This window comes from Nocardiopsis protaetiae, assembly GCF_045446735.1.
Lineage (GTDB): Bacteria > Actinomycetota > Actinomycetes > Streptosporangiales > Streptosporangiaceae > Nocardiopsis > Nocardiopsis protaetiae.
This window is the reverse complement of record NZ_JBJJBV010000128.1, coordinates 1-18,362: the sequence shown is the minus strand read 5'-3', so window position 1 is coordinate 18,362 and position 18,362 is coordinate 1. Positions and strand designations below refer to the sequence as shown.

31 protein-coding genes are annotated in these 18,362 nt (G+C 71.1%); 12 read left to right on the top strand and 19 right to left on the bottom strand.

Annotated features, from left to right (window positions below; translation table 11 throughout):
• The 8 genes from ACJOT3_RS19690 to ACJOT3_RS19655 form a co-directional block, all read right to left on the bottom strand.
• Positions 1 to 257: NUDIX hydrolase (locus ACJOT3_RS19690; RefSeq protein ID WP_406974326.1), on the bottom strand; the 257-nt coding region annotated here is incomplete at its 3' end.
• A 61-nt stretch (positions 258 to 318) separates the two neighbouring features.
• Positions 319 to 657, bottom strand: a complete 339-nt coding sequence (locus tag ACJOT3_RS19685) for a hypothetical protein (RefSeq protein WP_406974325.1) — start codon at positions 655 to 657, stop codon at positions 319 to 321.
• Entirely contained in the window at positions 654 to 1,022 is a 369-nt protein-coding gene (locus ACJOT3_RS19680) for a hypothetical protein (RefSeq protein WP_406974324.1), read from the bottom strand. Before ACJOT3_RS19680 ends, ACJOT3_RS19685 begins: the two co-directional genes overlap by 4 nt.
• Complete coding sequence (locus ACJOT3_RS19675; protein WP_406974323.1) at positions 1,015 to 1,248, bottom strand: hypothetical protein; 234 nt, start codon at positions 1,246 to 1,248, stop codon at positions 1,015 to 1,017. Before ACJOT3_RS19675 ends, ACJOT3_RS19680 begins: the two co-directional genes overlap by 8 nt.
• Positions 1,248 to 1,400 carry a hypothetical protein gene (locus tag ACJOT3_RS19670; RefSeq protein ID WP_406974322.1) on the bottom strand — a complete coding sequence of 51 codons (153 nt, stop codon included), beginning with the start codon at positions 1,398 to 1,400 and terminating at the stop codon, positions 1,248 to 1,250. The genes ACJOT3_RS19675 and ACJOT3_RS19670 overlap by 1 nt, the downstream gene beginning before the upstream one ends.
• Positions 1,400 to 1,633 (bottom strand): hypothetical protein, encoded by a 234-nt coding sequence (locus tag ACJOT3_RS19665; protein ID WP_406974321.1) that lies wholly within the window; start codon positions 1,631 to 1,633, stop codon positions 1,400 to 1,402. The genes ACJOT3_RS19670 and ACJOT3_RS19665 overlap by 1 nt, the downstream gene beginning before the upstream one ends.
• Positions 1,634 to 1,665: 32 nt before the next feature.
• Positions 1,666 to 2,169, bottom strand: a complete 504-nt coding sequence (locus tag ACJOT3_RS19660; protein WP_406974320.1) for a hypothetical protein — start codon at positions 2,167 to 2,169, stop codon at positions 1,666 to 1,668.
• A 10-nt stretch (positions 2,170 to 2,179) separates the two neighbouring features.
• On the bottom strand, positions 2,180 to 2,404 hold the full coding sequence (locus ACJOT3_RS19655; protein ID WP_406974319.1) for a hypothetical protein: 225 nt from the start codon (positions 2,402 to 2,404) through the stop codon (positions 2,180 to 2,182).
• 97 nt (positions 2,405 to 2,501) lie between these two features.
• On the opposite strand from ACJOT3_RS19655, the gene ACJOT3_RS19650 reads away from it, so the two are divergent.
• The 6 genes from ACJOT3_RS19650 (at position 2,502) to ACJOT3_RS19625 (ending at position 5,501) form a co-directional block, all read left to right on the top strand.
• A complete protein-coding gene (locus ACJOT3_RS19650; protein ID WP_406974318.1) occupies positions 2,502 to 2,708 on the top strand; it encodes a helix-turn-helix transcriptional regulator in 207 nt (68 codons plus the stop codon).
• A 267-nt stretch (positions 2,709 to 2,975) separates the two neighbouring features.
• The gene (locus ACJOT3_RS19645; protein WP_406974317.1) at positions 2,976 to 3,566 is read left to right on the top strand and encodes a hypothetical protein; all 591 of its coding nucleotides are present in this window, start codon (positions 2,976 to 2,978) and stop codon (positions 3,564 to 3,566) included.
• A 250-nt stretch (positions 3,567 to 3,816) separates the two neighbouring features.
• Positions 3,817 to 4,200: a hypothetical protein gene (locus tag ACJOT3_RS19640; protein ID WP_406974316.1), complete on the top strand. Its 384-nt coding sequence runs from the start codon at positions 3,817 to 3,819 to the stop codon at positions 4,198 to 4,200.
• A 75-nt stretch (positions 4,201 to 4,275) separates the two neighbouring features.
• Positions 4,276 to 4,773, top strand: coding sequence for an HAD domain-containing protein (locus ACJOT3_RS19635; RefSeq protein ID WP_406974315.1), 498 nt, complete (start codon positions 4,276 to 4,278; stop codon positions 4,771 to 4,773).
• 76 nt (positions 4,774 to 4,849) lie between these two features.
• Positions 4,850 to 5,101, top strand: a complete 252-nt coding sequence (locus ACJOT3_RS19630) for a hypothetical protein (RefSeq protein ID WP_406974314.1) — start codon at positions 4,850 to 4,852, stop codon at positions 5,099 to 5,101.
• A gap of 31 nt (positions 5,102 to 5,132) precedes the next feature.
• Complete coding sequence (locus ACJOT3_RS19625; RefSeq protein WP_406974313.1) at positions 5,133 to 5,501, top strand: DUF6221 family protein; 369 nt, start codon at positions 5,133 to 5,135, stop codon at positions 5,499 to 5,501.
• Positions 5,502 to 5,683: 182 nt separating this feature from the next.
• Here the strand turns inward: ACJOT3_RS19625 and ACJOT3_RS19620 are convergent, their stop codons facing one another.
• Both ACJOT3_RS19620 and ACJOT3_RS19615 read right to left on the bottom strand, forming a co-directional pair.
• Complete coding sequence (locus ACJOT3_RS19620; RefSeq protein WP_406974312.1) at positions 5,684 to 6,124, bottom strand: hypothetical protein; 441 nt, start codon at positions 6,122 to 6,124, stop codon at positions 5,684 to 5,686.
• A complete protein-coding gene (locus ACJOT3_RS19615; RefSeq protein WP_406974311.1) occupies positions 6,121 to 6,576 on the bottom strand; it encodes a hypothetical protein in 456 nt (151 codons plus the stop codon). The genes ACJOT3_RS19620 and ACJOT3_RS19615 overlap by 4 nt, the downstream gene beginning before the upstream one ends.
• 144 nt (positions 6,577 to 6,720) lie before the next feature.
• On the opposite strand from ACJOT3_RS19615, the gene ACJOT3_RS19610 reads away from it, so the two are divergent.
• Positions 6,721 to 6,912 carry a hypothetical protein gene (locus ACJOT3_RS19610; RefSeq protein ID WP_406974310.1) on the top strand — a complete coding sequence of 64 codons (192 nt, stop codon included), beginning with the start codon at positions 6,721 to 6,723 and terminating at the stop codon, positions 6,910 to 6,912.
• A gap of 147 nt (positions 6,913 to 7,059) precedes the next feature.
• Here the strand turns inward: ACJOT3_RS19610 and ACJOT3_RS19605 are convergent, their stop codons facing one another.
• The gene (locus ACJOT3_RS19605; protein ID WP_406974327.1) at positions 7,060 to 7,428 is read right to left on the bottom strand and encodes a GNAT family N-acetyltransferase; all 369 of its coding nucleotides are present in this window, start codon (positions 7,426 to 7,428) and stop codon (positions 7,060 to 7,062) included.
• A gap of 46 nt (positions 7,429 to 7,474) precedes the next feature.
• Positions 7,475 to 7,723 (bottom strand): hypothetical protein, encoded by a 249-nt coding sequence (locus ACJOT3_RS19600; protein ID WP_406974309.1) that lies wholly within the window; start codon positions 7,721 to 7,723, stop codon positions 7,475 to 7,477.
• Positions 7,724 to 7,785: 62 nt separating this feature from the next.
• Here ACJOT3_RS19600 and ACJOT3_RS19595 point away from each other — a divergent pair, with 62 nt between their 5' ends.
• Positions 7,786 to 7,956 carry a DUF4177 domain-containing protein gene (locus tag ACJOT3_RS19595; protein WP_406974308.1) on the top strand — a complete coding sequence of 57 codons (171 nt, stop codon included), beginning with the start codon at positions 7,786 to 7,788 and terminating at the stop codon, positions 7,954 to 7,956.
• A gap of 218 nt (positions 7,957 to 8,174) precedes the next feature.
• Here ACJOT3_RS19595 and ACJOT3_RS19590 read toward each other — a convergent pair whose 3' ends face one another.
• The 7 genes from ACJOT3_RS19590 to ACJOT3_RS19560 form a co-directional block, all read right to left on the bottom strand.
• Positions 8,175 to 10,109: an FtsK/SpoIIIE domain-containing protein gene (locus ACJOT3_RS19590; RefSeq protein WP_406974307.1), complete on the bottom strand. Its 1,935-nt coding sequence runs from the start codon at positions 10,107 to 10,109 to the stop codon at positions 8,175 to 8,177.
• Between the two features lie 293 nt (positions 10,110 to 10,402).
• The gene (locus ACJOT3_RS19585; protein ID WP_406974306.1) at positions 10,403 to 10,846 is read right to left on the bottom strand and encodes a hypothetical protein; all 444 of its coding nucleotides are present in this window, start codon (positions 10,844 to 10,846) and stop codon (positions 10,403 to 10,405) included.
• Positions 10,846 to 11,031: a hypothetical protein gene (locus ACJOT3_RS19580; protein ID WP_406974305.1), complete on the bottom strand. Its 186-nt coding sequence runs from the start codon at positions 11,029 to 11,031 to the stop codon at positions 10,846 to 10,848. Before ACJOT3_RS19580 ends, ACJOT3_RS19585 begins: the two co-directional genes overlap by 1 nt.
• 186 nt (positions 11,032 to 11,217) lie before the next feature.
• On the bottom strand, positions 11,218 to 12,306 hold the full coding sequence (locus ACJOT3_RS19575) for a transposase (RefSeq protein ID WP_406974304.1): 1,089 nt from the start codon (positions 12,304 to 12,306) through the stop codon (positions 11,218 to 11,220).
• 80 nt (positions 12,307 to 12,386) lie between these two features.
• Complete coding sequence (locus tag ACJOT3_RS19570; RefSeq protein ID WP_406974303.1) at positions 12,387 to 12,536, bottom strand: hypothetical protein; 150 nt, start codon at positions 12,534 to 12,536, stop codon at positions 12,387 to 12,389.
• Between the two features lie 84 nt (positions 12,537 to 12,620).
• Complete coding sequence (locus ACJOT3_RS19565) at positions 12,621 to 13,010, bottom strand: hypothetical protein (protein ID WP_406974302.1); 390 nt, start codon at positions 13,008 to 13,010, stop codon at positions 12,621 to 12,623.
• Entirely contained in the window at positions 13,007 to 13,204 is a 198-nt protein-coding gene (locus ACJOT3_RS19560) for a hypothetical protein (RefSeq protein ID WP_406974301.1), read from the bottom strand. The genes ACJOT3_RS19565 and ACJOT3_RS19560 overlap by 4 nt, the downstream gene beginning before the upstream one ends.
• 193 nt (positions 13,205 to 13,397) lie before the next feature.
• On the opposite strand from ACJOT3_RS19560, the gene pabB reads away from it, so the two are divergent.
• The 4 genes from pabB to ACJOT3_RS19540 all read left to right on the top strand — a co-directional run.
• Entirely contained in the window at positions 13,398 to 15,413 is a 2,016-nt protein-coding gene (gene pabB, locus ACJOT3_RS19555) for an aminodeoxychorismate synthase component I (protein ID WP_406974300.1), read from the top strand.
• Positions 15,414 to 15,458: 45 nt separating this feature from the next.
• Positions 15,459 to 16,079 carry a DUF4291 domain-containing protein gene (locus tag ACJOT3_RS19550; protein ID WP_406974299.1) on the top strand — a complete coding sequence of 207 codons (621 nt, stop codon included), beginning with the start codon at positions 15,459 to 15,461 and terminating at the stop codon, positions 16,077 to 16,079.
• A complete protein-coding gene (locus ACJOT3_RS19545; protein ID WP_406974298.1) occupies positions 16,076 to 16,831 on the top strand; it encodes an MBL fold metallo-hydrolase in 756 nt (251 codons plus the stop codon). Before ACJOT3_RS19550 ends, ACJOT3_RS19545 begins: the two co-directional genes overlap by 4 nt.
• Before the next feature lie 47 nt (positions 16,832 to 16,878).
• On the top strand, positions 16,879 to 18,362 hold a 1,484-nt coding region (locus tag ACJOT3_RS19540), incomplete at its 3' end, for an amidase (RefSeq protein WP_406974297.1).

The following is an 18,362-nucleotide window of genomic DNA, read 5'->3' as shown; positions in this document are numbered from 1 at the left end:
AGGGCAGTGTCCTCAGCGGTGTCGACGTACCCGCCGGGGAGTTCCCACACCCACTGGTCGATGATGAACCGGTGCCTGCGCATGAGCAGGATCTCCCGCTGGTCGTTGACGACGAGCGTCATCGCCGCTGGGGGCATTTTCACCACGTACTGGGTGAAGGACACCCCGTCGGGGAGGGTGATGTCGACTGTGCTGAGGCGGATGTGGCGGTTCTCGTCCACGAGTTTTTCGCCGTGGATGGTCCATTGGGTAGTCACACGGGCACCCTAGCGGCGCATGGGTGTGGGCCCCGCCGTGCGGCAGGGCCCAAGGGTGACTTCACGGGGTGGGGAGCTTCAGCCCCAGCTTCGTGATCACGTCCTCCAGTGCGGTGACCCTGCGTCGGATGTCTCGCACGTACCCCATGGCGTGTCGGAGGTCGTACTCGTGGGTGCGGTGCGCTTCCTCCAGCGCGCCGAGGCGGGCGCTGTCTTCCCCACTGGTTTCGCTCTCGGCTTGGAGGACGCAGGGGCTGATCGTGTACGTCGCGAGGTCGTCTTCGGTGGGTCCGTGCATGCGGTTGACTTCGAGGCCGTGGCCTTCGAGCCATCCGATGAGGGTGGGCCAGAGGGCGGGGTGGACGAGGAGTTGGCGGACGTCGGTGGGGTGCTCGCTCACGTCGTGTCTCCGTTCTCGCGCGCCCGCTCCAGGGCGTCTGTGGCGATGTCGCGGGCTCGTTGAAGTCCGAAGAGCACACCGGCCAGCCACGAGTTGAGCGGCTCCTTGGTGATCTCCTGCTGAACTCCCTGTTCCTCGTCCACGATCCGCGCCGCGATGCTGTCCCGCTTCCGCTCTAGGGCGGTTTCCAGCTCGGCGATCCGGCGGCGCTGCGCCACAGTCTCGTCGAGCAGCTTCACGATCTGCTCGCACGCGGCGTCGTAGCGGGCGCCCATGACCCGGGCGTCCGCACGGTCGGCGCGGACCCGGGCGACGGTGGCGGCGATCATGGCGAGCTCGTCGGGGGCGAGGGCGTGGTCAGGCATCGGTATCGGCCCCCTCACGTGCCCGCTCTAGGTCGCCACGCAGCTTCTCGATTTCCTGCCTCTGCTGTTCGACCACCGCCGCCATCGTGGCCGCCCACTCGCCGAGGGTGGCTTCGACCGCGATGAGGGTGTCCTGGCGGCCTTGGTCGTATTCGTCTCCGTCGATGTAGGAGCACTGGGCCCGGAGGGGGCGGAGCGCTTCCGCGATCGGCGTGCGCGGGTCCATCACTTCTCCTTGGTGGTCGCGGTGGTGGTGTACACGTCTGCTTCGGGTGCGACCACCTGTGCGGCGTGGGCGATCGCGGCGGCCAGCGTGTCCGGATCGTGAGGGGCGGGGGCGGACACCACCACGCACACACGGACGGGGGGCTGGTCCATCACGCCTCCTCGGAGGACAGGGCGGTCACGCACGCCGGGCAGGTGACCGGGGCGTCGTCGCCGTGGTACTTGGGAGGGTGGAACTGCGACAGCGTTTCCACTCGCCCGCAGGCGGTGTGCATGGCGCCGTCCGGGTGGTCCAAGGTGCGTCCGCTGAAACGGACGGCGTGGATGACGCGGCCTCGGTGCTCGTAGGGCATCTCGGCTCGGCGGGGGAAGGCGGGCTTGCTCATCGGGTCTCCTTGTGTCGGACGCGGCGGCAGCATCAGGCGGTCAGGTCGTGCATGCCGGGCAGCGGCACGTCCACCACCGGGCGGTCAGGGGTCGCGGGGAGCGGTGGCGGGGCGGGCGCCGGCGGTTCCGGGGCGGTGTTCTCCCGCGCCCCTTCCCTGCGGGCCCGGTCGATGCGCTCCGCGACCTCCCGGATCATGTGGGTCAGGTCGTAGGCGCTCGCCGACGGGTCCTTGACCCCCAGCGCTTCGGCGAGCGCCCACCGGGCGTCCTCCCACGCCTGCTCGGCAGCTGCGAGGCGGGCGTCTTCCACGTCGGGGGTGTCGGCGAGGGCCCGGATCGCGGCGGTGGCTTCTTCGCGGGTCCACGTCTTCCAGTCGGGGTGGGCGGCCTCGATGGCGTGCACGGCCGGTTGGGACACGGTCCTGTAGGCGATGATGGAGAGCTCACCCCAGATGCTGGAGCCGGGGTGGCCGATGGTGGTGTCCTGGCGTTCGAGCCGGGCGGCGAGGTCGTGGAGGGTGCGGGCGATGGTCACGGGGTCCCTCCTAGTTCGTGTTGACGGTGGTGTCGGGGTTGACGGTGTCGTGGGTGCGGGTGCCGTCGGCGAGGGTGACGGGGATGCGCAGGACGGTGCGGGTGGTGCCGAAGCGGCTGTGCAGGGTGGTGGTGTAGGGGCGGGCGGTCACGGTGACGGTGTTGTTGGGGTCGGTGGGGTCGCCGACGGTGTAGGTGGTGCCGGGGGTGAGGTCGGTGGCGGCTGTGCGCGGCATCGGGGCTCCTTTATCTACGGCGTGTAGATGTCTTGGGACCACCTTACCGGACCGCGCAAGCTTTGTCCACGCCGTGTAGATAAGCTAGGCTCGGATCATGAACCGCAAGATCCCCGGATACGTCACCATCGCCGAAGTCGCCCAAGACCTCGGCGTCAAACCAGCGACCGTCCGCCGCTACCTGCACAAGAAGGACCTACCCGAACCCGACAGCCGGGCCGGCCAGTCGCCTTTGTGGAGAGAGGACACCATCGAGAGGTGGAAGGCGGACCGCGCGTCGGCGTCCTGGAACCGTAAGAAGTGACCGGCCGGCGGGGGTTCCGGCCCTGGTTGCCCCCGCCTTTCGCCCGCCCGGTGCACGTGCACACGGGGTAGAATGGGCCCACAACCACATAAAGCGAGCCCGCCGGGTGCTGGTAACACCACGACGGGCTCTTGCCACAACCTGATCCACTGCTAAGAACATCAGGAGGTGACTAGGCGTGAAGCTTAGTCCCATTGTATCCCGTGGCTCGAATCGGGGCACTGCCCAGCGAGTCACAACCGCGTACCTCCGTAGCGAGGTGGCGCGATGATCCGGCCCGACGACACCGGACAGCCCTTCGTGGCCCGCTGGCACTCCTTCTGCCGCTCCCTCCTCGTCGAGTCCAGCGTGAAGCTCGTCGCCCGCACCCTCTCCGACTACGCGGACTTCAAGACCGGCGCGAACTGCCGCCCCGGCAACGCCCGTCTCGCCCGCGACACCGGGTACAACAAGCGGACCGTCCTCACCGCCATGGCCACCCTCCGTGGAATCGGCGTCATCGACCTGACCGCCAAGGGCATCCCCAACAAGCGCGCCGACACCTACCGGCTCGTCATCCCCGAGCACTGGAAGCGCATCCCCCTCCTGGGTCCGAACGGGCAAGCCTTCACCTGCCTGTTCTGCTCCGCCGAGTTCAACCCCGTCGGCAACTCCACGGTGACCAAGACGGGGCAGGTGTCCTTCGAGCTCGAAACCATGTGCTTCTGCCCACCGCCCCGCAAGAACAAGGGGCGCGCGGAGCCGTCCTGTCTGGCGCTGTGGGACGAGGAGCGAGCGCAGCAGGGCATGCCGACGTGGAATCACTCTGGCCAGGAGCGGTGGGAGTGGTTCGACAAGGCGCGTTCCGACGAGTGGTGATGGGTGAAACCACTTCACCCTTGCTGGAGATAGGTGAAACCAGATCACCCATATAGGTGAAGTGAGTTCCCGGGATCGGTGAAATGACTTCGCGCGGTGGGTGATCTGGTTTCACCCCAACATTCCAACCAACAGGCCAGTACCAGTCCATCCATCAGTGTTCCGAGCTCGCTTCGCTCGCTCGGGCGATCGCAAGCGATCGCGCGCGAGAGACAACCTCCAACCCTCAACGACGACAAGGACGCACACCATGACCGAACCGCTCATCCACCAGCACATCCGAGCCGCTGTCGCCTACGAAGCCCGCTACGAAGCACGAAAGCAGGCCTACATCAAGGGCTACGAAGAAGAAGGACGCCGCATCGTCGACGCCAGCCAGACCGGAAAAGCCTCGTGGACGGTCACCGACTACCGCACCGGGGAACTCCTCGCGCGGGGCGACGGAGGATACGAGGAGTACAGCAAGGTCATCGATGAGGTCGGCCAGCACTGGATGGACGTGAGCCACCTCCTGGAGGAGGTGTACGAGGACGGCCCTCCGGTTACCGAGGGGCTGTCGAAGGCGCTGTGCGATGCCTTGTCGGACTGGGTGGAGGTTGCTTCGCCTGAGGAGATCGAAGCGGCACTGAGCTGACCTGCCAGCTCCCGGGGTACCGGTAACCGCTGCCGGTACCCCACCCCAGCAGCGACAATCAGACCAGGAGGAACCATGGACCACCGCCCGATCCTGTTCATCGACGTCGACGGCCCCCTCAACCCCTACGACGGGTCCAACCGGTCCGCGTACCGGCGCGGCTACCGGAAGTGGAAGCTGAACGGTTTCGACGTGCTCCTCCACGCCTCCCACGGGGCGTCTCTGGCCGCTCTGCCCTACGACCTGGTGTGGGGCACCACATGGGAGACCGACGCGAACATCTACATCGCCCCTCGGATCGGGTTGCCGCACCTGCCCGTGTGCGCGTTCCCGGACGGGCCTGACGACGCGCCCCGCGGCGTGTACTTCAAGACGTCGGACATCATCGCCTACGCGGCCGGTCGGCCCTTCGCGTGGATTGACGACGAGATCACCGACGCCGACCGTGAGTGGGTCGCCAAGCGGCATGACGGTCCGGCGCTGCTGCACTGGGTGGACCCGGCGATCGGGCTGGAGGCGTCGGACTTCGAGGCGTTAGCGGCATGGGCGGGGAGCCTCGCGGCCGCCGCCTGACCCCTTTGGCCGCTCGGCGCACGTCGGGCGGCCCCGCACCCCCACCAGGCAAGCGACACTAGACGCAGGAGGACCCATGGACGACATCCGCTGTGGCAAGACCATCCACGAACCCATGACCACCGGCTGCCTTCTCGACCCCGGACACGACGGCGACCACTTCGCCTACGGTGTTGAGATGACCACCCCCGACCCCGGGACGCCTTGGTCGCACCCGGTCCCTTCCGAGCCGGTTGCAACGTCGAAGATCACGTTCGACGAGACCACGGTGACGTTCCGGCCGTGTTCACCGAAGCCCGTCCCCACGTACCGGATCGCGTCCGCTTGACCCGGCCCGTCCGCTGACCCAAGGAGGACACATGGAAGACCTCATCACCTGGCTGCGCGCCCAAATCGAAGCCGACCGGAACGCCGCAACCGTGTTCCACGACGTCAGCATTGCCGCAGCACACAGCGATGTCGGCACCACAGACGAAGGCGCCTACGACCACTACCGCATGATGATCGCGCCCATGCAGATCATCGCGGACACCACTGCCAAGCTCGCCCTGCTCGACACCTACCAGCGGGTCGCCGACATGGACGACGGCACCGACGTGTGGGCGTTCAGCGGCGCCCACGGGCAGGCCAACGGGCTCGGGGAGGCTGTGCGCACCATCGCCCAGGGGTACTGCGAACGCGACGGGTGGAATCCGGCCTGGGGCAACGACAAGCAGACCTCCGGCTGAGGAGTGACAGGGCGCCCGACCCGCACGGGCGCGTTGCTTTCGCGCTACAGTGGACACCCTCCCCGCGCGAGCGGGGGTGAGCCGGTGGGATGGTCGAAAAACACCGCCCACGGGGTGCCCTCTCCGCGCGAGCGGAGGTCGAAGAGGCCGCCCACCATCACGGTGGGCGGCCTCTTCGCGTTCTACTTCCGTTTCTGCGCCTGCCTGCCTTCGATCTGCGCCGACGTGGGCGGTCGGAAGTCATGCCCAAGGTCGGGGTTGCCGTCCTCCAGCCAGTCATCGGCCGGGTCGTCCCACTCGTCCACGGTGGCGTCCATGCCGTGTGCGGCCTCGGGGCGCCCGCAGACCCCGCACCCATCGACCGGGTACCTCTCCTCCGGCGCAGGCGTGTTGCGCAGCCGGTGATTTTTGTTGCGGGCCGAGACCCGCGCGGTGGACATGCCCAGCGCCTCCGCGACCTGGGGGCCGGTCATCCCGGACGCGAGCATCTCCGCGACCACCCCGTCCTGGTAGGCGGCTTGCAGGGTTTTGGCCTGGGCGATGATCTTCCCGGCCTCCCGGTAGCGGTCCTCGAAGGGCAGCCGGTCCAGGGCTTGCCTGTCGATGTGGATGTAGTCGGTCATCGCAGTCCTGCCTTCGTGAGGGCGTCGCGGGTGGCGGTGGCGCGGTCGGTGCCGTTGGCCATGGCGTTGGTGATGTCGGTGCCGACCTGTCGGCCGAGGTCGGTGATCTCGACGCCGTATGTGTCGTCGCGGACCAGGAGTCCGGCGGCGATGAGGCGGGTGCCGCGGCCTCCGGTGATGTCAGGGCCGCCGTGGGCGAGTTCGTGGCGCATGGCGAGGTGGCAGCTTCCGGTGCGGGCCCAGGTGGCGATGACGCGGGCGTCGTTGTCGCGGATTTCCACGGTGGCCTTTCGGGTGCGGCGGATTCCGAGGGCGATGCGGCGGGCGAGGGAGGCGGTGTCGATGGTCCACCGGCCGCTGGTCTTGGTGGCCTTGACGGCGCCCGTGCGGCACCAGGCGCGAACGGTGGCGACGGTGACGCGGGCCTGTTGTGCGGCGGTGGTGGTGTCCATCGGGGCCTCCCCTGTTCGTACTGTCGCACTGACATTAACCCTACTGTTCATCCCTTGTCAACAGTACTATTTAGCCCAGGGTTCGGGGTGCTAGCCCACGCGGCCGCCCTGGTCAACCGTCCCCGCCCCGGGTTACCGTGCCCCATGGACAACACAGACCCCCGCGACAGGTACGTCAGCGAAGAGTTCACCAGCAGCCGAGGCCACGTCTGGCGGGCCGTTGTCGACACCGAGGCCGACAACGGCGGCCTCACCGAGGAAGAATCCACTGCGATGGTGATCGCCGCCATCGACCGGGCCGAGCAGCAGTTCGAGAAGATGCGGCGAGACCAGTAGCGTGTGGGCCCTACTTCCCCGGGGCCCAACCGCAGCTCACCACGTATTCGGCGATCACCGAACACGCAGAAGGCCCCACTACGTGTGGGGCCCTTGATCTCACACCTACACCGCCCATTCCGGGGCGGGTCAGCGCGCGCACCCAGTCTACGTCCACCGCCCCATGATCGGCCACGGGTCCGGGTCCGAGGTCGCCTCGAACCCGCACGCGTGTACCCACCGCAACCGGCCCAGGGCGTCGCCGTCTTCGTCGGGGGCCGCGAACACCCACCCCACGCCAGCCTCCCGCGCCAGGTCCAGGAACGCGCCCACGAGCGCTGTGCCGACCCCCTGGCGCCGCACCCCCGGGGCCACCACGACCGCCTGGATGTAGCCCGCACGACGCACCGGGGCCACAGGGTGGGAAGCGTCCAGAGAGCCGGCCAACCAGCCCACAACGGCGCCAGAGACCGCGACCAGGACAACGTCACCCGCGGGGCTGTACGACACCCCAGCAGCCGTAGAGACGGTGTTCATCGCGGGGCGGTCGGCAGCGGTCGCGGGGCGGAGGTCCATGACGGCATCATGCCCTGGTCAGCCACCGCCGGTACCGCCGCCACACCCACCCGCCCTGCACCCACAACACCACGGTCGCGCACACCAGACCCACAGCGGCGGCGAGAGGGTGCGGGCCGGCCAACTGGGCGGCGCACGTGATCGCGGACCACAGGATCAGGGCGAGGAACACCAGGCGGCGGGCGAGGTACACGGCCGCCCAGTAACGGCGCTCCAGCGGGGAACGGGAACGACGGGGCTCAAAGGTTGCGGACACAGGGGGGCTCCAAACTCCCCGGGCCTACACTGGGAAACCACGACCGGCCCGAGGAGGAGACCGTGGCGCGCTGGGAATACCGGGTAGAGGAAACCCCCGGCGGACCCCACCAAGGCCAGCTCCGCAACTGGGGCGCCGACGGGTGGGAACTCGTGTCGGAGATCGTCATCGGGGAACGGTCCGGGCTGCCGCTGGTGCGGTCCGTCCTCAAACGCAACCGCGACAGCCAGTAACCGGAAGGCGGGTAGACACCCCCGCCCGTCTACACGGCTGTCAGATGCGTCTAGACGGCCGCAACCAGCCGCAACAGTGAACGGGTGCGCTTCCGTCCCCGGGCCCGTCTACGGGCGTCTGGTACACGAAAACCCCTGCTAACGCGGGGGTTTCTGCGTGTCTGGCCGGGCGTCTAGAGGGTGCCGGGCCAGACGGCGCCCAGACACCCCCTAGACGGTCACGTTGTGTAGCGGTTAGCGGCGTCCTCCAGGTCCTCGCGCCGGTACCCGCGCACCTGCGACCCGCCCGCGTTCGTGAACCTCCCGGCCTTCACGCCGGCGTCCTTCAGTGCCTTCTGGGTGTCGAGCAGGTCCATGCCGCACGCCGCCGCCACGTCGTGCCCGGTGACCCCGCGAGCGCCCTCAGAGAGCAGCAGAGCCGCCGCCAACACCCGGGGCAGCCCCTCACCCCCCTGGGTGTCCTGCGGCGCCTCAGGAGTCCGCTCTGTAGGCATCTGGGAGGGGCTGCGGTACCACCACACCTCACCGCCCGGCACCGCCGCGACCGCGCTGTCCGAGGACAGGTCCCACACCTGGATCGGCGGCTGCCCCGGGCCCCGACCCCCGGTGTTCGTGACCGCGTACCCGCCCAACTCCAGCTCGTGCGTCTTCCAGTCGCTGCCCAGCACCTGGTTGTTCTCGTTGCGCCCGGCGGTCCGCAACACCACCCTGTCCTGCATCACCCCGCTGAGCTGCGACGGAATACCCTCACCCACCGTCGGCTTCTGCGTCGCCCACACCACATCCAGGCACCGCGAACGGCCCGTCCGCGCCAGCGACGCCAGCGGACCGAGCAGATCGATGTGGTCTTCCGGGTCCTTCGCGGAGGTGTCGTGCATGGAGATGACTTCCGCGCCCTCATCGATCACGACCACGATGCGGGGCCGTTCCCTGGTCGGCGTCCACGTCGCGACCTGCCGTTCCTGCATGATCGTGGACCGGTCCTCAGCCTCCGCGGTCAGCTCCCGCAGCAGACCGAGGACGTCCTCGGGGTTAGTGGCGGTGCGGACCTTGCCGCGCCACAGCCCAGCCTCTTCGCCCTTGCCGTCGATGTACACGACGACGGTGGGCTCGTCCGAGCACAGGGCGCCGGCCATGACGACGCGCACCAGCACGGACTTGCCTGACCCGGAGGTCCCGGCGATGAGGACGCGGCTTTTGGGGATGGTGACGGGCCGCCCAGTCTCGGTGTCCACGCCGATGCCGACTCGTCCGGGACGCCACACCATGTCCCGGGACGGGGTACGGGTCCGAATCCTGAGCACTGCCTGGTCGCCGTAGTCGCCTTCGCTGAGGTCAGAACGGGTGTCCCGGGGGACGCTGAGCGCCGCCCGGATCGCGGGGAGCTTCTTCTCCAGCGCCTGCGGGGTGTGCTTCCCCGACACCGTCAGGACCACCCGGATCCCGAGGGCGTCCACCGTCGGCGTCCCCGGGACGACACCCTCCAGCCCACGGCCCGCCGTCACCTCATCCCACGCGGCCAGACGGGCCAGCAGCCGGTTCTCCTGCTCGCTCGCGCCGACCACCACCGTCCCCTGGACGTCCCCCCTGGACGCCACCCGAGCACCCGCAGACGATCCGCCCAGCTCAGCAGGGGGGACGGGGGTGGACGCCGACACCTCCACGCTGCCCTCCGCGACCGCGATCGCATGACCCTGCACAGCCAGCCACACCCACGCCGCCGGCCACGCCAACAGCGCCCACCACGCCCCGGCCATCGCTCCGGCCAGCACCGGCCCGGCCACCACCGCGGCAGGCAGCGCGGCCTGGCGAGCCAACCGGCCCCCGCGCGCCTTCAGGGTGAGGGCGTCCATCTTCATCGCGGACGGCGTCTTGTTCTCCAGCTCCCGCAGCTCCTCGGTGAGCAGCTTCACCTGCGCTTCGTCCCGGCGGATCCTGGCCTTGTCGAGCTTCTTCGCCACCGCGGCCCGCTCTCGGCGGATCTCCGCACGGGCTTCCTCCACGACCTCCTCGTACAGCGCCGGGTCCTGCACGTAGGCTTCAGCGGTCGCCCACCTGCGCGACCACGCCAGCAGGGCGTAGGTGTGCGCGGCCGACAGGTGCGCCTTCAGCCGCTCGTTGACGTCCTCCAGGAGTGCGCGCTTCGGCGACACCGCGTCATCCGGAGCATCCACGGGCACGATCACGCCTTCGGTGGGCGTCCCCCTGGACGCCTCCTCTGACCTGCGGGTGTCCCCTTCCGTTCCGTCTCGCGTCCCCCCGTCCCGGGGGTGCGGCGTCCCGGGGGACGTTCCTTCGTCCTCCCACATGACCCCCATGGGGATCCCGTCGGTGTACTCGTCAGCCTCGTGCTGGTGTGCCATGATCAGTCTTGTCCTTTCGTGGCCATACATGCAGGGACACGGGCCGCCCGGGGTGTCAGTCCCCGAGGCGGCCCACTGTGGTTTCAGGCGACCGCGCCGCCAATCAGCCACGCGGCGACCCCGGCGCCCTGGGTGTGCACCCAGTCGATGAGGTTCGTGACCACACCACCCGCACTGCCCTTCGCGGCGATAGGGGTGATGATCAGCGCGGTGATCGCGACCGGGTTGTACGTGTGGTCGTAGCGCAGGTCCACGAGGGTGACCACGAACCCGACGATGCACAGCACCGACCAGATGATGGACGTGGACAGGCCCTCACCGGACCACCCGCCGAACGTCCCGGCGATCGCCCCGAGGATCGTGCCGTCGGCCCAGGACACGAGGGTGGATGACAGCGGGGACCGGTACAGCAGCATGCTCCCGGCCAGGCCGACGAGGAGGGCGATCAGCCCGGCCCGCCTTCCCTTGAGTTTCTTGTTGAGCCAGAACGCGAACGCGAACATGCACACGGACAGGAACCCGAACATCAGGCGCCACCCCGCTTCCCGGCAAGGTAGTAGCGGGCGACCATGACGGCCCCCCACACGACGGTGATGATCGCGATCGGCGCCAGGATCGACGCGGGGACGCCTATCCCGGCGGCGACGGCGATGATGCCGCACGCGGCGGCGACGGGGACCAGCTTGCTGGTCGGTATGGGCTTCTCGGACACGGTGTGCTCCTTCGCTGGGGTACTGCGACATGGGGGTTGGAGGGATCCGGCTGCGCTCACCCGAGGTGCTCGCCGGCCTGTCCCGTCCTCGGACCGGTGTGACCACCCACCCGACGTGCGGGGAAGTCGTCACACCCCCGAGAGGGGCGACCCCCGGGACGCGGCGTGCGTCCCGGGGGATGGGTGCTACTTGGTGGGCTTCAGCGCGGACACGTCCAGGCCCGCAGCCTCCGCCTTGTCACGCCACCGACGGATCGTCGGCGCCGACACCTCCAGGCGCCGGGCGGCCCCCCGGACGGACGCGCCCTCGCCGGCCTCGGCGATGTACGCCAGCAGCTCCCGAACCTGCGGGTCGATGACGGGCTGGTCTCCCACGGGACGTCCCCTGGACGCTCCCAGGTCAGAGCCCATGACTGCCCCGAACCCCATGACCGCCTCCGTCCCGGGAGAGCGGGGAAGGGACGACAGATCATCCGGGACCTCACCGGACCCCAGAGCGAACTGGACGGGCTGCGCGGCGCGGATCTCCCGGATCAGCTCCATGCGCTGCTTCACCGTCGCCGCGTCCTCCCGCTCCATCTCCCGCTGCTCCTTGGCGTCCCGGCGGATCTTCGCGAGCCGCAGCCGGTGCTCACGCTCGGCCTGAGCGTCCGCGAGCCGCACCTCGGCGTCGGCCATCTCCTCCTCGTGGGCGGCCTGCTGAAGCTTCTCGGCGACGGAACGCTTCTGCTCGTGGGTCGGGTCGGTGGACAGTTCCGCGTCCCGCTGAGCCTTCTCAGCGGCGGCGGCCCGGTCAGCTTCAGCCTGCGCGGCCTCCGCAGCGGCCCGGGCCAGACGCGCGTTCAGCGCCAGGTGCCACAAGCTCTTCGCGAACAGCGGGATGATCCCCAGCGCGGCCAGTGCTGGCAGGATCGTGTACGCGTGGTAGCCCACCAGCAGGGCGGCGACGGCGGCGATCAGCCACCCGGTGATCTTCGCGGGCTTGGCGACCTGCGGGGCGATCCACGCGATCGCGACCGCCGACACCAGGGCGATGTCCAGCACCACGCCGGCGGCCAGCCCGACGGGGAGCGGGGCGGGGATCATGTCGATCAGCGACCACGCCGTCCACACCAGCGAGGCGGCGGACGGGACCGCGGCGATCGCGACCGTTGCACGCGCGGAACGGGGGGTTCCGACTTGCGTCCCGGGGGACGTCCCGGGGCCGCGGCGGATCAGGATGCGCTGCCAAAACCGCTGGTTGCGGGGGGTTTCCTCGGTCTGTACGGTGTTCATATCCGGTCTCCTAGGGATCGGAGGCCCGCCCAATTCCGTCCTTGCCGACGGGGGCGGGCCGTTCGTGTGTTCGGGGTGGGTCAGTTGTTCTGGTCGCGCCAGGTGTCGGTGTCCGCGTCGTAGTCGTGGTGCATGTCCGCGGGCTGGTAGCTGTCCGTGCGCTGGCGGCGGCGTCCGGGCTGGAGTGCGGCGTTGAGCGTCTCCAGGAACTCGTCACGGTGGTCGTCCATCGGGGCTCCTCACGTCGGGGGTCGGACCGTCCGGTCCCCTTGCCGCCCCAGGACGGCGGGGCGGCGCGGGCACCACACGGTGCGTCAGGAAGAGCGGCGGGATTCCAGACGCAGAGTCGACCCCTCGGGCAGGACCACGGTCACCGACACCGGCGGCACCCGGCGGCCACCCGACACGACCAGGTCACCACCGGACACGTTCACGTCCCCGCCAGCGGTCACGTTGCTCACCGAGACCCGAGACCCGCCACGAGACCGGGAGGACGACGGGCCGGCGGGCGCCGGCGGGAACTCGATCAGCCAACCCCCCGGGGTGTCGTGCTCGGCCACCCGGTCCAGCCAGTCGGCGGGGCCATCCACGACCACCATGCCCATGACGCCAGGGGCGTAGGACACGGTCAGGTGGACACCGGACGCTCCGGCCAGGGTCAGGTCGATGGGGTCGGTGGTGGTGCGCTGGAGGATGCGGGTCACTGCCGGGCCTCCTCGGCTTCAGCGGCGGCGCGCTCGTTCAGCGTCACCGGGGCGCGCTTGGCGAGCAGCCGGGATGTGATCCACAGGACACCGGACAGGACCGCCAGCGCGGCCACAGAGTGGTGAGGGTGCGCGAGAGCGAACTCGATCGCGCGGGAGACGGCGTCCAAGACGCCCGGGGGTATGGTGAACATAGGTCGACTCCTGCCTCTATCAGGTAGTTCGGCTAGCCCCTGAGGTGGTGTTCGCGCACCGCCCGGGGGCGTTCTTCTGTTAGATCCGGACCACACTCCACGTGGAGTGGATCTGGAGTGGAGACCCTGGGAATCCCCGGATCAGACCGGGTGAGACCGGGACCTCCTAGGCCCCCTACCTGCGGATTTCCTCATGAGAGTGCTCCTGGTCGACAACCACGACTCCTACACCTACAACCTGTTCCAGCTGATCGCGGAGGTCGCCGGGGCCGAACCCGTCGTGCTCACCAACGACGACCCCGGCTGGGACCGGTTCGACCCCGCCGGTGTGGACGCCGTCGTGGTCTCGCCCGGGCCGGGCCGCCCCCAGAACGCCCGCGACCTGGGGCGCGTCCCCGAGCTGCTGGCCGCCACGCCCCTGCCGGTGCTGGGCGTGTGCCTGGGCCACCAGGCCATCGCCTACCTGGCCGGGGCCGACGTCCAGTCCGCCCCCCAGCCCCGGCACGGCCACCTCACCCGCGTCCGCCACACCGGCACCGGCCTGTTCGCGCACCTCCCGCAGGACTTCACCGCCGTGCGCTACCACTCGCTGGCCGTCCCCGAACCCCTGCCCGCCCAGGTGGCGGCCACGGCCTGGGCCGAGGACGGGGTGGTCATGGCATTGGAGCACCGCGACCTGCCCCGCTGGGGGGTGCAGTTCCACCCCGAGTCGATCGCCGGGGAGCACGGCGCCGCCCTCATCGGCAACTTCCTGGACCTGGCCCGACCCCACCGCCCGGCCGCGCCGGTGCGCACCGCACCGGCCCCGGCGCCGTCGGCGGCCGCGGTCGCCCCGGCCGCCGCTCCCGTGCCGCGCACCCGCGTCCTGGAGAGCGCGGTGGACACCGAGGCGGCCTTCGCCCGCCTGTACGGCGACGCCGAGTACGCGTTCTGGCTGGACAGCTCCCGCCCCCAGGGCCCGGCCCGGTTCTCCTTCCTGGGCGCGGCCACCGGCGAGGTCCTCACCTACCGGGTCGGCGGCCCCGTCCACATCAGCCGCCCCGACGGCACCACCGCCACCGAACCCGGCACCGTGTTCGACGCCCTCGAACGCCGCCAGCGGCCGCGCACCCCCACCCCGCTGCCCTTCGACTTCACCGGCGGGTACGTGGGCTACTTCGGCTACGAGCTCAAGGCCGACTGCGGCGCCGCCACCGCCCACACCGCCCCCACCCCCGACGCGGTGTGGCTGCGCTGCGACCGGTTCGTCGCCGTGGACCACCACACCGGGCGCACCCACCTGGTCTGCGCCGACGACGGACCCGACGGCGACGCCTGGCTGGCCGACACCGCCGCCGCCCTGGCCGACCTCGCCCCGCTGCCCGCCCCGGCCCCGGCCGCGGACCCCGTCGACCCGGCCGACCTGCTGGAACGCCCCCGCCAGGGCTACGTCGACGACATCAAGGAGTGCCTGGGCCAGCTGGCGGCGGGGGAGAGCTACGAGATCTGCCTGACCGACCGGCTGCGCACCCGCTACACCGGCACCGACCTGGACTTCTACCGCCGCCTGCGGGCCGCCTCCCCGGCCCCCTACGCCGCCCTGCTGCGGCTGGGCGGCGTGAGCGTGCTGAGCGCCTCACCCGAACGCTTCCTGCGGGTGAGCGCCGACGGCGAGGCCGAGAGCCGCCCCATCAAGGGCACCGCCCCCCGCCACCCCGACCCGGCCACCGACGCCCGCCTGGCCGAGGAGCTGCGCACCGGCGCCAAGACCCGCGCCGAGAACCTCATGATCGTCGACCTGCTCCGCAACGACCTGGGGCGGGTGTGCGAGGTCGGCACCGTCGAGGTGCCCGCGTTCATGTACACCGAGTCCTACGCCACCGTGCACCAGCTGGTCTCCACCGTCCGCGGGCACCTGCGCCCGCGGGTGTCGGCGGTGGGCGCGGTGCGCGCCTGCTTCCCCGGCGGGTCGATGACCGGCGCCCCCAAGCTGCGCACCATGGAGATCATCGACGCCCTGGAGGGGTCGGCGCGCGGCGTCTACTCCGGCGCCCTGGGGTACCTGTCGGACTCGGGCGCCGCCGACCTGAGCATCGTCATCCGCACCGCCGTCCGCCAGGGGCAGGAGCTGACCATCGGCGCCGGCGGAGCGATCGTGCTGGACTCGGACCCCGAGGACGAGTACCGGGAGATGCTCCTCAAGGCCGCCGTCCCCCTGCGCGGCCGCTGACCGCACGCGAAAAACCGTTGCGTGGCGGGGCGGGGGAGGCCAGGGTTGGGCACCGTGAACCCCGAGATCCCCCGCCACCAGATCCGCGCCCGGTACACCGACACCACGGTGACCGTCCACCAGGCCTACTCCCCGCGCCTGGGGCTGCCCGCCGCCCGCGAGGGCCGCTTCCCCGCCGCGTGGAAGCGCGGCCGCATGACCTGGATCAAGCCCTCGTTCCTGTGGATGATGTACCGGTGCGGATGGGGCCTCAAGCAGGACCAGGAGACGGTGCTGGCGGTGGAGATCACCCGCGAGGGGTTCGAGTGGGCGCTGCGCCACGTCTGCCTGTCCCACCACACCTCCGACGTGCACACCGACCGCGACGCCTGGAAGCGCGAGCTGGCGGCGGCCCCCGCCCGGGTGCAGTGGGACCCCGAACGCGACCTGCACCTGCGCCCCCTGGAGCACCGCTCCCTCCAGCTGGGCCTGGCGGGCGAGGCCTCCACCCGCTACGCCGACGAGTGGATCGTCTCCATCACCGACGCCACCCCCACCGCGCGCGCCGTCCACGACCTGGTGCGCGGCGGCGACCTGGAGGGGGCCGCGGCGCTGCTGCCCGACGAGCGCCCCTACCCCGACGTCCCCGGCCTGCTGGACCACCTGCGCCCCGGGGGCGCGGCATGACCATGACGGTGACCGTGCTGGGCACGGCCGCACCCGCCCCGCTGCCCGGCCGCCCCTGTTCGGGGTACCTGCTGCGGGCGGGGGAGCGGTCGGTGTGGGTGGACGCCGGGTTCGGGACCCTGGCGGCGCTGCGCGCCCACGCCGACCCGGCGGCCCTGGACGCGGTGTGGATCTCCCACCTGCACGCCGACCACTGCGCCGACCTGGTGGCGGCGTTCTACGCGCTGCGCTACGGCGGCCTGGAGGCGGCGGGGCCGATCCCGGTGTACGCGCCCGCCGGGCTGGCCGGGCGGCTGGCGGGGTTCTTCGGCCGGCCCGACACCGCGTTCCTGAAGGACACGTTCGCCTTCCACGACCTGCACGAGGGCCACCGGGTGGACCTGGGCGGCCTGGTGCTGACGGCGCACGCGGTGGTGCACGACGTGGAGGCCTACGCGCTGCGCGCCCGTCACGGCGGGCGCACCCTGGCCTACAGCGGCGACAGCGCCCCCTGCCCGGGGCTGGTGGCGGCCGCCCGCGGCGCCGACCTGCTGCTGTGCGAGGCCGATCACGACGCCCCGCCCGCAGGGCAGGAGCGGGCGCACCTGACCCCGGAGGAGGCCGCCGCCGCGGCCGCCGAGGCCGGGGCGGCCCGCCTGGTGCTGACCCACACCGGCCCCTCCCTGACCCCCGAGGCGGCCGCGTCCCGCGCCAGCGCCGCCCTGGGCCGCCCGGTCGCCCACGCCCGCGAGGACCGGACCCTGCGGGTGTGACACACACAGAACTAGAACGCGTTCCATAACGGTGTTAGGTTCCGTGCATGCGAGTCGACGAATACCTGCGCCACGATGCCGTGGGCCTGGCCGCCCTCATCGCCGCGGGCGAGGTCAGCGCCCCCGAGGTGCTGGAGGCGGCGATCACCCGCGCCGAGCAGGTCGAACCCCGCCTCAACACCCTCACCCTGAAGATGTACGACGAGGCCCGCCGCCGGGCCGCCCACCCGACACCGGGACCGCTGTCGGGGGTGCCCTTCCTGCTCAAGGACCTCTCCCAGGACTACGCCGGGTTCCCCACCTCCGCCGGCAACCGCGCCCTGCGCACGGTGCCCGTGCACGAACACGCCGAGGTGGTGCGCCGCTGGCTGGCCGCCGGGCTGGTCCCCTTCGCCAAGACCAACGTCCCCGAGTTCGGCGCCAAGGGCGTCACCGAATCCCGCGAGTTCGGCCCCGCCCGCAACCCCTGGAACACCGCCCACACCCCCGGCGGCTCCTCCGGGGGCTCGGCCGCGGCCGTCGCCGCCGGGGTCGTACCCGCCGCGGGCGGCAACGACGGCGGCGGATCCATCCGCATCCCCGCCGCCTGCTGCGGCCTGTTCGGCCTCAAACCCGGCCGCGGCCGGGTCCCCTTCGGCCCCGCCCGGGGCGAGCCCATGCACGGCGCCTCCGTCAACGGCGCCCTGACCCGCACCGTCCGCGACAGCGCCCTGCTCCTGGACGCCGTCGCCGGCCCCGAGACCACCTCCCCGTACCCCATCGCCCCACCCGAGCGCCCCTACGCCCAGGAGGTGGGCCGCGAGGCGGGGCGGCTGCGCATCGGCTTCACCGACCGCTCACCCCTGGGCACCCGCGTCCACCACGAGGCCGTGCGCGCCGTCCGCGGGGCCGCCGCCCTGCTGGAGTCGCTGGGCCACGACGTCTCCGAGGCCGAGCCCGCCATCGACGGCCGCGCCCTGACCGAGGACTTCCTCACCCTCTGGTACGGGTCCATGGCCGCCCTGGTCGACTCCGTCAAGGCCGACACCGGCTGCACCGACGACGACTTCGAGCCCGACACCCTCATCCTGGCCGCCATGGGCCGGGCCCGCACCGCCGGCGACTACGTGCGCGGCCACGACCGCTGGAACGCCCACATCCTGGCACTGGCCGACTTCCACACCCGCTACGACCTGCTGCTCACCCCCACCATCGCCGGCCCGCCGGTGGCGGTCGGGCGGCTGGACCCGCCCGCCTGGCTGCGCGGCGCCGAACGCCTGCTCGTGCGCACCCGCACCGAATGGCTGGTGACCCGCACCGACCTGGTCACCACCGAGGTCATGAACAACCTGACCGCGACCCCCTTCACCCTGCTGGCCAACCTCACCGGCACCCCCGCCATGTCGGTGCCCCTGCACTGGACCGACGCCGGGCTGCCGCTGGGCGTGCAGTTCATCGCCCCCGCCGCGGGGGAGGGGCTGCTGCTGCGCCTGGCCGCCCAGCTGGAGCAGGCCCGCCCCTGGGCGCACCGCCGCCCCGCCGGCATCCCCTT

Bases quoted from the DNA above. Each gene is read 5' to 3' on its own strand.
- ACJOT3_RS19680 (WP_406974324.1), bottom strand. From the start codon at position 1,022: ATGCCTGACCACGCCCTCGCCCCCGACGAGCTCGCCATGATCGCCGCC.
- ACJOT3_RS19675 (WP_406974323.1), bottom strand. From the start codon at position 1,248: ATGGACCCGCGCACGCCGATCGCGGAAGCGCTCCGCCCCCTCCGGGCC.
- ACJOT3_RS19670 (WP_406974322.1), bottom strand. From the start codon at position 1,400: ATGGACCAGCCCCCCGTCCGTGTGTGCGTGGTGGTGTCCGCCCCCGCC.
- ACJOT3_RS19665 (WP_406974321.1), bottom strand. From the start codon at position 1,633: ATGAGCAAGCCCGCCTTCCCCCGCCGAGCCGAGATGCCCTACGAGCAC.
- ACJOT3_RS19655 (WP_406974319.1), bottom strand. From the start codon at position 2,404: ATGCCGCGCACAGCCGCCACCGACCTCACCCCCGGCACCACCTACACC.
- ACJOT3_RS19650 (WP_406974318.1), top strand. From the start codon at position 2,502: ATGAACCGCAAGATCCCCGGATACGTCACCATCGCCGAAGTCGCCCAA.
- ACJOT3_RS19645 (WP_406974317.1), top strand. From the start codon at position 2,976: ATGATCCGGCCCGACGACACCGGACAGCCCTTCGTGGCCCGCTGGCAC.
- ACJOT3_RS19640 (WP_406974316.1), top strand. From the start codon at position 3,817: ATGACCGAACCGCTCATCCACCAGCACATCCGAGCCGCTGTCGCCTAC.
- ACJOT3_RS19635 (WP_406974315.1), top strand. From the start codon at position 4,276: ATGGACCACCGCCCGATCCTGTTCATCGACGTCGACGGCCCCCTCAAC.
- ACJOT3_RS19630 (WP_406974314.1), top strand. From the start codon at position 4,850: ATGGACGACATCCGCTGTGGCAAGACCATCCACGAACCCATGACCACC.
- ACJOT3_RS19625 (WP_406974313.1), top strand. From the start codon at position 5,133: ATGGAAGACCTCATCACCTGGCTGCGCGCCCAAATCGAAGCCGACCGG.
- ACJOT3_RS19620 (WP_406974312.1), bottom strand. From the start codon at position 6,124: ATGACCGACTACATCCACATCGACAGGCAAGCCCTGGACCGGCTGCCC.
- ACJOT3_RS19615 (WP_406974311.1), bottom strand. From the start codon at position 6,576: ATGGACACCACCACCGCCGCACAACAGGCCCGCGTCACCGTCGCCACC.
- ACJOT3_RS19610 (WP_406974310.1), top strand. From the start codon at position 6,721: ATGGACAACACAGACCCCCGCGACAGGTACGTCAGCGAAGAGTTCACC.
- ACJOT3_RS19605 (WP_406974327.1), bottom strand. From the start codon at position 7,428: ATGAACACCGTCTCTACGGCTGCTGGGGTGTCGTACAGCCCCGCGGGT.
- ACJOT3_RS19585 (WP_406974306.1), bottom strand. From the start codon at position 10,846: ATGTTCGGGTTCCTGTCCGTGTGCATGTTCGCGTTCGCGTTCTGGCTC.
- ACJOT3_RS19575 (WP_406974304.1), bottom strand. From the start codon at position 12,306: ATGAACACCGTACAGACCGAGGAAACCCCCCGCAACCAGCGGTTTTGG.
- ACJOT3_RS19570 (WP_406974303.1), bottom strand. From the start codon at position 12,536: ATGGACGACCACCGTGACGAGTTCCTGGAGACGCTCAACGCCGCACTC.
- ACJOT3_RS19560 (WP_406974301.1), bottom strand. From the start codon at position 13,204: ATGTTCACCATACCCCCGGGCGTCTTGGACGCCGTCTCCCGCGCGATC.
- pabB (WP_406974300.1), top strand. From the start codon at position 13,398: ATGAGAGTGCTCCTGGTCGACAACCACGACTCCTACACCTACAACCTG.
- ACJOT3_RS19545 (WP_406974298.1), top strand. From the start codon at position 16,076: ATGACCATGACGGTGACCGTGCTGGGCACGGCCGCACCCGCCCCGCTG.